Here is a 12,438-nt window from a genome sequence, read left to right on the forward strand (position 1 = left end):
TTCTCTAAATAAAATAGGGAAGGAAAACATATGAAGCATTATCATTCATTGAGGAAAACGAAAGAGTTTCAGCAGGTATATAGAACCGGCAAGTCAAAGGCAAACAGGTATTTCGTTTTGTACTGCATGGAAAATCAGCTTGGTTATAATCGTTTTGGAATTTCCGTCAGCAAGAAGGTGGGCAACAGTGTGGTAAGACACCGGGTGACCAGACTTCTGAGGGAGAGTTACAGACTTCATCAATCGGAGTTTAAGCAGGGATTTGATATTGCAGTCATTGCAAGAAATGCTGTCAAGGATGAAGGTTATCACAAGGTGGAAAGTGCTTTGCTCCATTTGATAAAGCTTCATCATTTAAAAAGAGATGAAAAACATTGAAAAAGATTTTGATTCATTTAATACGGTTTTATAGAGCGCACTTGTCTAAATTAAAAGGTAAAGGAACTTGCATTTATACACCGACCTGTTCGGAGTATGCAATTGAAGCACTGGAAAAACACGGCGTATTGAAGGGGAGCCTTCTGGCTGTGTTTCGAATCTTGAGATGCAACCCTTTTGCAAAGGGAGGATATGATCCTGTTCCGGAAGTGAGAAAGGTGAAAGGTAAAAAGAAATGATGTTTTTGGCACAGGCTGCTCAGGCAGGCAGCAGCGGAGGGATTTTAGCTCCGATTGTCTGGATTTTCGGCGAAATCATGAAGTGGATTTATAACGGACTGGCAGCCGTTGGTATTGAGAATCTTGGTTTATGTATTATTTTGTTTACACTTATTTCTAAACTGATTATTTTTCCGCTGACTATGAAGCAGCAGAGAAGCATGAAAATCAATCAGGTGGCACAGCCTGAGATGAATAAGATACAGAAAAAATACCGCGGTAAAAGAGATCAGGCATCTATGATGAAGCAGCAGGAAGAGATGCAGAAGGTTTATGATAAATATGGGACAAGCCCAACAGGCGGATGTGCGACAACACTGATCCAGTTTCCGATTATTATGGCTTTGTACTATGTAGTAAGGAATCTGGAAGGTTATATTCCGAATATTTCAAAAAGTGCATATGAATTTGTGCTTGGAATTAATATTCAGAATACACCTGGATTTAAACTCAGTATTTATCTGATTATTCCGATCTTATCAGCATTATTCCAGTATTTGAGTGCACGTACTTCTATGGCCGATATGGATGCGGACAACCCGGCAGCCGGTATGTCAAAAAATATGATGCTGATGATGCCGCTGATGTCTTTATTTATGTGTATTACACTTCCGGTAGGTATCGGTATTTACTGGACAGCCAGTGCGGTATTCCAGTGGATTCAGCAGATTTTGATTAATAACTACTATAATCATACAAACATGCAGAAGATCATTGAAAAGAGCAGAGAAAAAGCTGCAAAGAAGAAAGCCAAGAAAAAAGGCCCTTCAATGTACGAAAAAATGATGGGAGCTGCAAATGGAAGCAGTACTTCATCTCAATCATCCCAGGATACTACAATCAGCGATATTGCGAAAAAGAAAGTCACCAAGAATGTAGAGTATGATACACAATCTGAGGGAGGAATTGCATCTAAGGCGAACATTGTAAAGAACCGGATGGATAAAGGAGGAAAATAGGATGGCAGTAAAGCGTTTTACTGGCAGAACAGAATCTGATGCGGTTATGAATGCGGCGATGGAGCTGGGAATTCCAAGCACAGAAATTCAGTATGCAGTGATTGACAAAGGAAGCAATGGTTTTTTAGGTTTGTTTAAAAAGCCGGTGATTATTGAGTTAAGGGAAGCAGCGGAAACAACAGCTGAACCTCAGCCTGAAAAAGAAGAAAAACCGGCAAAGACTCCAAAAGTTTCAGAAAAGAAGCAGGTGAAGACGCAGGAAACGGAAAAGCCTGAAGAAGTTCCTGAAACTCCAAAAGAAAAAGAATATAAACGGCCGGAAAACATTGACCAGATAATTGAAGATACAAAATCTTATCTGGACGAGGTTTTAAAGGCGATGGGCCTTGTTCCTAAACTGAACCTTTATTATAATACATCCGGAAATGTACTTAATATTAATGTGACAGGGGAGAAGATGGGTGCTTTGATCGGAAAGCACGGACAGACTCTGGATGCACTTCAATATTTGACCAGTTTATTTGTAAACAAAGAGAGTGATTCCTTTATTAAAGTTAAGCTTGATACTGAGAATTACAGGGAGCGCAGGCAGGAAACTTTAGAGAAGCTTGCACTCAGTATTGCAAATAAAGTTAAGAAAACAAAGAAACCGGTTCATCTGGAGCCTATGAATCCAAATGAACGCCGGATCATCCATTCTGCACTTCAGCGGGATCCCAAGATTGTGACAAAGAGTCAGGGAAAAGATCCATACCGCAGAGTGGTTGTCATGCTGAAGAAATAAGAAATTTGGGTTGCCTTTTGCGGCAGCCCTTTTTTGCCTTGCGGAGGACAGTGAAATGGGAACAGATACAATTGCAGCGATTGCCACGCCGCTGACAAACAGCGGGATCGGCATTATCAGGATCAGCGGCCCGGAAGCCATAGACATTGTCTCAAAGGTATTCCGGCCAAAGAGAAAAAAAGATATAAAAAAGGCAGCTACTTACACCGCACATTACGGTCATGCTGTAAAAGACGGAAAAGATATTGATGAGTGTATTCTGCTTATTATGAAAGGCCCTCATTCTTATACTGCTGAGGATGTGGCAGAGATTAACTGCCATGGGGGCGTAATTGTAATGAAAAAGATTCTTTCCTGTGTTATTGAAGCAGGTGCAAGACCGGCAGAACCGGGTGAATTTACAAAAAGAGCATTTTTAAACGGCAGAATTGATTTGTCGAAAGCAGAGGCAGTGATGGATTTGATTCATTCTAAAAATGAATTTGCCATGGAGACCTCTCTGAAACAGCTCAAAGGGGCTTTGTCAGAGAAAATAAAGCTACTTCGAAAAGAAATTCTTCACAGCGTGGCATTTATTGAATCCGCACTGGATGATCCTGAACACTATTCAGTGGAGGGGTTTTCTGAAAAACTCAGAGTACAGGTGGAACATGCCAGGGATGATGTGCAAAAATATATAGATTCTTCTGACAACGGGCGCATTTTGAAGGAAGGCATCCACACGGCCATTGTAGGGAAACCTAATGCGGGAAAGTCTTCTATATTAAATGTTTTGCTGGGGGAAGAGCGGGCAATTGTCACTGACATTGCCGGGACTACCAGAGATACGTTGGAAGAGTCCATTCAGATTAACGGCATTCCCCTGAATGTGATTGACACTGCGGGGATTCGGGACACGGAGGATATTGTTGAGAAGATTGGTGTGGATAAAGCGAGAGATTCGGTGATAAAATCCGATCTTGTACTTTACGTTGTGGATACTTCTGTGCCGCTTACAAAGGAAGATGAGGATATTATGGATCTTCTGAAAGATAAGCAGGTGATTGTTCTTCTCAATAAGTCTGATCTGGATACAGAAGTCTCTGAGACTGAATTCAGAGAGAGAGGATTTAACAATATCACTGCTGTGTCGGCAAAAAATCTTTCCGGGCTGGAAGAACTTTATGAGAAGATTAATGAACTGTTTTTCCATGGAAGAGTTTCATTTAATGATGAAGTATACATCACAAATATGAGGCATAAAAAAGCACTCTCAAATGCAAAAGAAAGTCTTGAATTGGTTCTCACAAGCATTGATAATGAAATGCCGGAGGATTTCTTCTCTATTGATCTCATGAATGCTTATGAGGAGCTTGGATACATTATAGGAGAATCTGTAGGCGAGGATCTGGTAAATGAAATATTTGCAGAATTTTGTATGGGTAAATAACAATGAAAAAATTAGAAGAACATTATGATATTGTAGTAGTCGGAGCAGGACATGCAGGCTGCGAGGCAGCCCTGGCCTGTGCCAGGCTTGGTTTTAAAACAATTTGCTTTACAGTCAGCATGGACAGTATTGCTCTGATGCCGTGCAATCCGAATATCGGCGGAAGTTCCAAGGGGCATCTGGTAAAAGAAATAGATGCTTTGGGCGGTGAGATGGGCATTAATATAGATAAGACGTATATTCAGTCTAAAATGCTTAATCAGTCAAAAGGGCCGGCCGTTCATTCTCTGAGGGCACAGGCAGATAAAAAGATGTACTCTATGGCAATGACTCAGGTCATGGGAAATACAGAGAATCTGACAGTAAGACAGGGAGAAGTGACGGAGATCCTTACTGAGGAGGGCAGGGTCCGGGGAGTAAAAACTTATTCAGGGGCTGTATATTATGCCAGAGCCGTGATTCTCACCACAGGAACTTATTTGAAGGCACGGTGTATTTATGGCGATGTGAGCAGCGCGACAGGGCCCAATGGCCTGCAGGCTGCAAACCACCTGACACAGTCTCTGAAAGATCTTGGAATCGAAATTCGGCGTTTTAAAACAGGAACTCCGGCACGTATTGATAAAAACAGCATTGATTTCAGCAGGATGGAGGAACAGCTGGGGGATGAGAAGATTGTTCCGTTCAGCTTTACCAACACAAGAGAGGATATAGAGAGAGATCAGATTTCCTGTTGGCTGACCTATACGAATGAAGAGACTCACACGATTATCCGTAATAATATTGACCGGTCACCGTTATTTTCGGGGGCAATTGAGGGAACAGGTCCCCGTTACTGCCCGTCTATTGAAGATAAGATCGTAAAGTTTCCGGATAAAAACAGGCATCAGGTATTTATTGAGCCGGAAGGGGAATACACAAATGAAATGTATGTGGGAGGAATGTCAAGCTCCCTTCCTGAGGATGTTCAGTATGCTATGTACCGCAGTGTAACGGGTCTTGAAAATGTGAAGATCATCCGGAATGCCTATGCGATTGAATATGACTGCATCAATGCTACTCAGCTGAAGCCGTCCTTGGAATTCAAAGCGATTGAAGGATTATTTTCGGGAGGGCAGTTTAACGGCAGCTCAGGTTATGAGGAAGCGGCAGCACAGGGGCTGATCGCAGGAATCAATGCAGCCCTTAAGCTTCAGGATAAAGAACCGCTGGTTCTTGACCGGTCTCAGGCATACATCGGAGTGTTGATTGATGATCTTGTGACGAAAGAAACAAGTGAACCTTACCGGATGATGACATCCAGGGCTGAATACCGCCTGCTTTTAAGGCAGGATAATGCAGATCTGCGTCTTTCAAAGATAGGATATCAAGTGGGTCTGATCAGTCCGGAGAGGTATGAGAAGCTGCTTAAGAAAGAGGAGATGATTGAAAAAGAAATCAAACGCCTCAGTCATGTAAACGTAGGAGCTTCTAAAGAAGTACAGAAACTTTTGGCTGAATGCAAAAGTACAGAATTAAAGTCTTCTGCAACGATGGCAGAACTGATCAGAAGGCCTGAACTTACTTATGATATGCTGGCATCTATCGATCCCGGCCGTCCGGAATATCCTGAGGATGTAAGAGAACAGGTAAATATTAATATTAAGTATGAAGGTTATATAAAGCGCCAGCTTTCACAGGTGAAACAGTTTAAGCGTCTGGAAAAAAAGAGAATTCCGGATGGAATCAAATATGAAGAAATAGGAAACTTAAGAATAGAAGCTGTCCAGAAGCTTGCCAGAATACGCCCGGCATCGATTGGACAGGCATCCAGAATATCAGGAGTATCCCCGGCGGATATCTCTGTGCTTCTCATTTATTTAGAGCAGCTGAATCAAAAGGCTTAGGAGTTTATATGGTAAGTTTAAAAGAAAAAGCAGAAGAATTAGGGGTCAGTCTGTCAGATAAACAGATATCCCAGTTTGAAACCTATTATGAATTGCTGTTGGAAAAAAATAAGGTTATGAATCTGACTGCTATTACAGAGAGAGATGACGTTATCTTAAAGCATTTTGTGGATAGTCTGGCTCTGGTGAGAGCAGAGTGTGGATTCTCCAGGCAAAAGATTCTGGATGTGGGGACAGGGGCCGGTTTTCCGGGAATTCCTTTAAAGATAGCATTTCCGGATTTGGATGTTGTGCTTTTAGATTCTTTGAATAAAAGAGTAAAATTTTTAGAAGAGGTGATTGAGACTTTGGGGCTTAATCACATTCAGGCGATCCATGGAAGAGCCGAGGATTTTGCAAGACAAAAGGATTTTCGTGAACAGTTTGACCTGGTTGTATCCAGAGCAGTGGCAAATCTGAGTACTCTTTCTGAATACTGTCTCCCTTATGTAAAGATTTCAGGAATGTTTCTTCCTTATAAATCAGGAAAAATACAGGAAGAGCTTAAACAGGGAAAACATGCGGTGAAACTGCTGGGAGGAAATATAGAGGAAGTTGTTTCTTTTGTACTTCCCGGAACGGATATGGAGAGGACGATTCTTAAGATTGAGAAAAAAAAGGCAACCCCTAAACGCTATCCGCGCAAAGCAGGGCTGCCCTCAAAAGAACCAATCGGTTAAAAGAAGATCCGGCAGGTTTTCAGTACTTCCTCCGGATTCTCCAGATGAGGAAGTAGTTTTGTACCCTTGATAAAATGATATTCTATGGATGGGTTTAATACCTGATACTGTTCAATGGTGTTTTCCGCATCCGGTGCATGGTCTCCTAAAAGGAAGTAGATGCTGTGATTTAAATTCTTGATGGAAGGGATCAGATTACAGTTTAAATAATCGGATATAAGGCTTGCATATAAATATTTTGTATCGGATCCACATTTATGGCAGGCTTCATGGCAGATATCCACATATTTTTTCTTGATATCCTTAGGCCGGTGGAAATATTCCCGTGCCAGTTTCTTTTCAATCATGGTCCTGCTGTGAAGAAGGTTGTATGTGAGCGTTCCGATAATCGGAAGTTCTATAAAATACTTGAGCATCTTTTTGCGGTTTCCCGGATAACGGCCTGCTTTGGTCATGTTCTCCGGGTTAATCATCATGAGGCGGCTGAAATTTCTCGGTTCCGTGTAGCAGGCGAGGAAAATGAGGGAAGAAGATTTGCCGCTGGCTATAATGTCAGTTTTCGTGCCGATGATATTTTTAATAAAGTCGTTGATGAGCTGAACGTAGAGATAGCTTGTATAAGTAATTCTTGGTTTATCTGAACGCCCGCAGCCTAAGAGATCCATCGTATAGACTGTGTGGGATTTGGAGAGTTCTTCTTTTAGTTTGTAAAACTCAAGTTCAGAATTACAGTTGTTCAGATCATGGATGAGCAGAATAGGAGAACCGGTTCCATGTTTTGTATAATAAATATTGCCGAACCTCCAGGAATAGGTGTTGCCATATTTGGAAAAAAGGGCGTCTTTCATGGAGGAGAGCGAAAAAACAAGTTTATTTATCAGACATACGCTTAACGTTGCAGCAGTTGTGATGGTAGCCAGGTTCCGAAGCTTTTTATAGAAATGCATAGGCAGTCTCCTTTCTAATTTATTACTATTATTATATGACAAACCCTGATTTGATACAATAATACTTTGCATTCCTTAAGAATTCGTTTATGATAGAAGTGAGGCGGTGAGATATTTGGGTGAAAAAAAGATTGATAAAGATCAGCTGATGTCAGATTTAGCAGCATATTTATCTGAAGAATATATGGAATGTGTAGCAGATAAGGAAGCGCTGATTGAACAGAGATATAAGCTGGAGGAAGAAAAAGAGAGGATGATCCGATGTGTTCAGCTGGAAAAGGAAAAAAGACAGATTCGTTCTGTATTTTCCCCGCTTTCTCTCGATGAAAACCGTATGGAAGAAGTGAAGGAACCTGATACAGGTGAGGTCGAACATGAAATTGATATTATCTCTAAAAAAGAGAAGAAAATACAAAAAAAGTGTGACCGGCTGAAAGCATACCTGGAAGGACTGGAAGAAAATTACTTTGTTGTTTCGGGCTTGAAAGAATTGGATAAAGAGCAGGAGGAGATACTGTTTATTCCGGCATTTTATGAATTAGCAGATCATATCAGAGAGATTCATCCGGATATCAAAGTGACATATGAGAAAATAGAAAAGGAATGCCCGGTACTTTTAACTTTCTCATTTTTGACAGGATTCTATCAGATGATAAAGTTTGCTGTTCAAAGAGTGGGAATCCGTTCTTTAAATATAGATCTTTTTATTGAACAGGACAGAATTATGCTGCAGTTTGTCCTAAAGCCTAAAAAGCAGGCATCCATTCAAAAGTTTAAAAAGAATAGAAATATTCTGGAAGATATGTTGACAAGACAATTTGCAATTACCAGATGGCAGGAAAACTCTGTGGTATTGCAGGCTATAATTGAAGCGTAAGTGAGGAAGAAAATGAAAGATAAGATTATTGACTTAATAACAGAATCTATTGATGAACTGGACAGAGAAACTGTGAGCAGGATTTTGGAAATTCCGCCTCAGGAAGATATGGGTGATTTTGCATTTCCATGTTTTCAGCTGGCAAAGATTTTCCGGAAAGCTCCAAATCTGATTGCTGAGGAGGTTGCAGGCAAAATTCATGATTCAGAGTTTGTTTCAAAGGTTGCCGCTATGGGACCATATGTAAATTTCTTTATTGACAGAGAAATGTTTGTAAATCAAATGATTAGCCAGGTATCTGTGGATAATTACGGCAGTTCTGAGATGGGCTGCGGAAAAACGATTTGTATTGATTATTCATCACCGAACGTGGCAAAGAATTTCCATGTAGGTCATCTGAGAACAACTTTGATCGGTAACTCTATTTACCGTATTTTTAAAAAGCTTGGGTACAAGGTTGAGAGAATTAACCACTTGGGTGATTGGGGAACACAGTTTGGCAAATTGATCGTTGCCTATAAGAGATGGGGAAGCAAAGAGGCTGTAGAAAAAAACGGCATCTCTGAGCTGATGAAAATTTATGTAAAGTTTCATGAGGAAGCAGAGAAGGATGATACTTTAAATGATGAAGCAAGGGCCTGGTTTGTAAAAATGGAACAGGGTGATCAGGAAGCTCTTTCTATATGGGAATGGTTTAAAGATATCAGTCTGATTGAATATAAAAGAATATATGAACTTTTGGATGTTGATTTTGATTCTTACGCAGGAGAAAGTTTTTATCGGGATAAAACTGCAGCTGTTGTGGACGAATTAAGAGAGAAAGGGATGCTCAAAGAAAGTGAAGGTGCTTTCATTGTAGATCTTGAAGAATATGATATGCCGCCGTGTCTGATTATGAAAAAAGACGGAAGTTCTATCTATGCCACAAGAGATTTAGCAGCTATTTTCTATCGTAAAAAAACATATGACTTTGAACGGTGCATTTATGTTACAGGGATGGAGCAGAAGCTCCATTTTGCTCAGGTGTTTAAGGTTGTAGAACTTATGGGAAATGATTGGGCAAAAGATGAATTGATTCATGTACCTTATGGTTTGGTCAGTCTGGAAGGCGGAAAACTTTCTACGCGGAGCGGTAATATTATTTATGCCGAAGATATTTTGAGAGAATCCGTAACTAAGATCAAAGAGGTAATTGAAGATAAAAATCCTGAACTAAAAGATAAAGAAGAAGTAGCAAAGATGGTTGGTATAGGTGCAATTATTTTTAATGATCTGTATAACCAGAGAATTAAAGATGTTACATTCAGCTGGGAGAAAATTCACAGTTTTGACGGAGAGACAGGCCCTTATGTTCAATACACTTATGCCCGTGCCGCAAGTGTTTTAAGAAAGACAGGTATTACAGAAGTAGCGGAAGAAATTGATCCTTCCCTGTTGACGGATGAAGCTTCTGTATCTTTACTAAAAGAGCTGATTCGTTTTCCGGAGGTAGTTAAGACAGCGGCAGAGCGGCTGGAGCCGTCTGTTGTTGCAAGATTTGTGATGGCTGTTGCCCAGGCTTTTAATCATTTTTATCATGAAAATCAGTGTAATGTAGAAGATGAGAAGCTTAAACGTGCAAGAGTGAAATTAGTAATTATTGCAAAAAAAGCAATTAAGGACGGACTTGATCTTCTGGGAATGAAGTGTCCGGAACAGATGTAGTAATTGTTTCATGCAATGGTCAAAAGTCCTTAGTATAAAATAAATGTATGGGAAGCAGATGTAATGTTATCTGCTTCCTCTTTTTGTTATAGTGTAAGATAAAAGTATTTCGTTAAATTAATTTACCTGTGGCAATGTTTCACGTGAAACATTCGGAACTCATTTTAAGGACAACAGGGGAGGGGTTGCTTGCTTAGAAGTAAATATTAGCAGATAAATTTAATGTTTCACGTGAAACATATAGAAATAAGAAGTTGTAAGTGATATAATATTTTTTAAAAGGAGAATATATAATATGGGAAGAATTATCGCAATAGCTAACCAAAAGGGCGGCGTCGGTAAAACAACGACGGCGGTGAATCTTTCTGCTGCGTTGGCTGCTGCAGGAAAAAAAACACTCATTATAGATATGGATCCACAGGGAAATACTACAACTGGACTTGGATTGGATAAAAATGAGTTAGAGTATACTGTTTACGAAGTTATTTCCGGAGAAATTGCTTTTGATGAATGTATATGTCACGATGTGTTTGAAAATTTATCATTGGCTCCGGCTAATCGTAATTTGGCAGGTGCCGAGATTGAATTAATGACAGTGGACCGTATGCAGTACATACTAAAAGAAAAACTGCATGACACAGTAGAAAAGTTTGAGTTTATTATCATAGACTGTCCGCCGGCTCTTGGAATGCTTACGGTCAATGCTATGACCGCGGCCGACACCGTAATTGTTCCGATTCAATGTGAGTTTTATGCGCTGGATGGTTTAACACAGCTGATGTATACGATTGAACTTATACAGAAAAGTTTGAACCCGGATCTGAAAATTGAAGGTGCAGTATTCACTATGTACGATGCCAGAACAAACCTGTCACTGCAGGTTGTGGAGAATGTAAAGTCATATTTAAATCAAAATATTTATAAGACAATTATTCCGAGAAATGTCCGTTTGGCAGAGGCACCCAGTCATGGGCTTCCTATCAATGTGTATGATCCCAAATCAGTAGGTGCTGAAAGCTATCAGATGCTTGCAGAAGAGGTCATTTCAAATGGAGGAAAAGAACAATGACAGCTAAAAAGAAGACGGGATTAGGACGAGGGCTGAATACACTAATTCCCAGTGCTCCGGTAAAAGAGACGGAGACAGAAAAAATATTAAAGAAGGATGAACAAATAAAATCAGAGATCCTGGTGCCTATTCTCAAAGTAGAACCAAATCCTGACCAGCCGCGGAGACAGTTTGATGAAGATGCTCTTCAGGAACTGGCAGACTCTATTAAACAATACGGAATTCTCCAGCCATTAATTGTTAAAAAGCATGAACAGTTTTATGAAATTATTGCAGGTGAGCGAAGATGGCGTGCTGCAAAACTGGCAGGTTTAAAAGAGGTTCCGGTGCTGATCAGAGATTATGAAGACAACGAAATCGTAGAGATTGCACTGATTGAAAATATTCAGCGGGAAGACTTAAATCCTATCGAAGAAGCCCAGGCTTATAAGAGACTTATGGAAGAGTTCTCACTGAAACAGGATCAGGTAGCTGATAAGGTTTCCAAAAGCCGTGCAGCCATAACCAACTCTCTTCGTCTTCTGAAGCTGGATCAAAGAGTTCAGAATCTTTTGTCGGAAGAGATGATTTCTACAGGACATGCACGCGCACTTCTGGCAATCAGTGATGCAGATCAGCAGTATGAAATTGCAATGAAAGTGTTTGATGAAAAACTTAGTGTCAGAGAAATTGAAAAGCTTGTAAAGCAGATGGCAAAGAAGAAGAAGGAACATGCCAAAGAGCAAGATAAGGTTCATGAATTTTTGTTTGCCAATATGGAAGAATCCTTAAAACAGGTGCTCGGCAGTAAAGTAAATATTAAAAATAAAAATAACAAAGGAAAAATTGAGATAGAATACTACTCGAAAGAAGAACTTGACCGCTTGGTTGATATGCTGAGAACGTTATAGGAGGAAAAGAATGACTACAGGTATTACAATTTTTGGAATTGACTTATTTTATATATTATGCGGGTTAGCCGGTTTGCTTGCTTTGGCCTTGCTGCTGATCATTGTCCTGCTGGTGAAGACCAGTAAGATGAAAAAGAAATACAGAATGTTTATGAAGGGGGAAAATGGTAAGTCCCTTGAAAAAATATTTGTAAAGCATTTTGATGAGATGGAAAGAATTGAAGAAAATCATAAAATACTTGATGAAGAAATGGGAAGACTGAAAGAAAAGCTTCAATTATCATATTCAAAAATGCATATACTGAAATATAATGCATTTAAAGAAATGGGCGGCGAGACAAGTTTTGCGATTGCGCTGCTGGATCACAGAAATAATGGAATTGTACTCAATGCAATGAGCAACCGCTATGGAAGTTATATGTATGCAAAAGAAATAAAAGACGGACATTCAGAAGTTGCTCTATCTAAAGAAGAGCAGATTGTACTGGAAGATTGCATGAATCAATAAACCTATCAGG

The 12,438-nt window shown here is 40.0% G+C and carries 13 protein-coding genes; 12 read left to right on the forward strand and 1 reads right to left on the reverse strand.

The window, feature by feature from the left end; translation table 11 throughout:
* Nucleotides 1-30 precede the first annotated feature (30 nt).
* Genes rnpA through rsmG form a run of 7 tightly spaced genes read left to right on the forward strand, consistent with a single transcriptional unit; the run spans nucleotide 31 to nucleotide 6,433 of the window.
* On the forward strand, nucleotides 31-378 hold the full coding sequence (gene rnpA / locus KH180_RS11740; protein WP_290760496.1) for a ribonuclease P protein component: 348 nt from the start codon (nucleotides 31-33) through the stop codon (nucleotides 376-378).
* The gene (gene yidD / locus KH180_RS11745; protein WP_290760498.1) at nucleotides 375-617 is read left to right on the forward strand and encodes a membrane protein insertion efficiency factor YidD; all 243 of its coding nucleotides are present in this window, start codon (nucleotides 375-377) and stop codon (nucleotides 615-617) included. Before rnpA ends, yidD begins: the two co-directional genes overlap by 4 nt.
* Nucleotides 614-1,615 (forward strand): YidC/Oxa1 family membrane protein insertase, encoded by a 1,002-nt coding sequence (locus tag KH180_RS11750; protein ID WP_290760501.1) that lies wholly within the window; start codon nucleotides 614-616, stop codon nucleotides 1,613-1,615. The genes yidD and KH180_RS11750 overlap by 4 nt, the downstream gene beginning before the upstream one ends.
* 1 nt (nucleotide 1,616) lies before the next feature.
* Complete coding sequence (gene jag / locus KH180_RS11755; protein WP_290760503.1) at nucleotides 1,617-2,399, forward strand: RNA-binding cell elongation regulator Jag/EloR; 783 nt, start codon at nucleotides 1,617-1,619, stop codon at nucleotides 2,397-2,399.
* Between the two features lie 55 nt (nucleotides 2,400-2,454).
* Nucleotides 2,455-3,828 carry a tRNA uridine-5-carboxymethylaminomethyl(34) synthesis GTPase MnmE gene (mnmE, locus tag KH180_RS11760; protein ID WP_290760506.1) on the forward strand — a complete coding sequence of 458 codons (1,374 nt, stop codon included), beginning with the start codon at nucleotides 2,455-2,457 and terminating at the stop codon, nucleotides 3,826-3,828.
* A gap of 2 nt (nucleotides 3,829-3,830) precedes the next feature.
* A complete protein-coding gene (gene mnmG, locus KH180_RS11765) occupies nucleotides 3,831-5,714 on the forward strand; it encodes a tRNA uridine-5-carboxymethylaminomethyl(34) synthesis enzyme MnmG (RefSeq protein ID WP_330624538.1) in 1,884 nt (627 codons plus the stop codon).
* A gap of 8 nt (nucleotides 5,715-5,722) precedes the next feature.
* Complete coding sequence (gene rsmG / locus KH180_RS11770) at nucleotides 5,723-6,433, forward strand: 16S rRNA (guanine(527)-N(7))-methyltransferase RsmG (RefSeq protein WP_290760510.1); 711 nt, start codon at nucleotides 5,723-5,725, stop codon at nucleotides 6,431-6,433.
* On the opposite strand, the gene KH180_RS11775 is transcribed toward rsmG, so the two are convergent.
* The gene (locus KH180_RS11775; RefSeq protein ID WP_290760512.1) at nucleotides 6,430-7,380 is read right to left on the reverse strand and encodes an alpha/beta fold hydrolase; all 951 of its coding nucleotides are present in this window, start codon (nucleotides 7,378-7,380) and stop codon (nucleotides 6,430-6,432) included. The two genes, rsmG and KH180_RS11775, sit on opposite strands and share 4 nt — an antisense overlap.
* A 106-nt stretch (nucleotides 7,381-7,486) precedes the next feature.
* Between KH180_RS11775 and KH180_RS11780 the strand changes: the two genes are divergently transcribed.
* The 5 genes from KH180_RS11780 to KH180_RS11800 all read left to right on the forward strand — a co-directional run bounded on the left by KH180_RS11780 (nucleotide 7,487) and on the right by KH180_RS11800 (nucleotide 12,428).
* Entirely contained in the window at nucleotides 7,487-8,257 is a 771-nt protein-coding gene (locus KH180_RS11780) for a hypothetical protein (protein ID WP_290760515.1), read from the forward strand.
* A gap of 12 nt (nucleotides 8,258-8,269) precedes the next feature.
* The gene (gene argS, locus KH180_RS11785; protein ID WP_290760518.1) at nucleotides 8,270-9,961 is read left to right on the forward strand and encodes an arginine--tRNA ligase; all 1,692 of its coding nucleotides are present in this window, start codon (nucleotides 8,270-8,272) and stop codon (nucleotides 9,959-9,961) included.
* Between the two features lie 295 nt (nucleotides 9,962-10,256).
* Nucleotides 10,257-11,030 carry a ParA family protein gene (locus KH180_RS11790; RefSeq protein ID WP_290760521.1) on the forward strand — a complete coding sequence of 258 codons (774 nt, stop codon included), beginning with the start codon at nucleotides 10,257-10,259 and terminating at the stop codon, nucleotides 11,028-11,030.
* Nucleotides 11,027-11,920 (forward strand): ParB/RepB/Spo0J family partition protein, encoded by an 894-nt coding sequence (locus KH180_RS11795; protein WP_290760524.1) that lies wholly within the window; start codon nucleotides 11,027-11,029, stop codon nucleotides 11,918-11,920. The genes KH180_RS11790 and KH180_RS11795 overlap by 4 nt, the downstream gene beginning before the upstream one ends.
* 10 nt (nucleotides 11,921-11,930) lie before the next feature.
* Complete coding sequence (locus KH180_RS11800; RefSeq protein ID WP_290760528.1) at nucleotides 11,931-12,428, forward strand: DUF4446 family protein; 498 nt, start codon at nucleotides 11,931-11,933, stop codon at nucleotides 12,426-12,428.
* Nucleotides 12,429-12,438: the final 10 nt, after the last annotated feature.

The organism is Anaerostipes sp. (genome assembly GCF_018381315.1).
Lineage (GTDB): Bacteria > Bacillota > Clostridia > Lachnospirales > Lachnospiraceae > Anaerostipes.